This window comes from Psychrobacter sp. 16-MNA-CIBAN-0192, from assembly GCF_040309565.1.
Classification (GTDB): Bacteria; Pseudomonadota; Gammaproteobacteria; order Pseudomonadales; family Moraxellaceae; genus Psychrobacter.
In genome coordinates, this window is sequence record NZ_JBEOOX010000346.1 from 1 (window position 1) to 264 (window position 264).

1 protein-coding gene is annotated in these 264 nt (G+C 68.2%); it reads left to right on the top strand.

What is annotated here, in order from left to right:
* Positions 1-264: outer membrane protein assembly factor BamB family protein (locus tag AAEY78_RS13525; RefSeq protein ID WP_352339842.1), on the top strand; the 264-nt coding region annotated here is incomplete at both ends.

The window sequence follows — 264 nt, forward strand, 5'->3', positions numbered from 1 at the left end:
GGCCAGACGCTGTGGCGCTCGAAGGTCGGTTCGGACCTGTCGGCCGGAGTCGGCAGCGACGGCAACCTGACCGCGGTCGGTGCGTTGAAGGGCGGCGTGTTCGTGCTGGGCCCGGACGGCAAGCAGCTGTGGAAGACCAGCGTGCAGGGCGAGATCTTCTCGCCGCCGCTCGTCGGCAACGGCCTCGTGGTCGTCCGCACGATCGACGGCCAGGTGATCGCGTTCAACGCGCAGACGGGCGAGCAGAAGTGGAACTACCGCAAT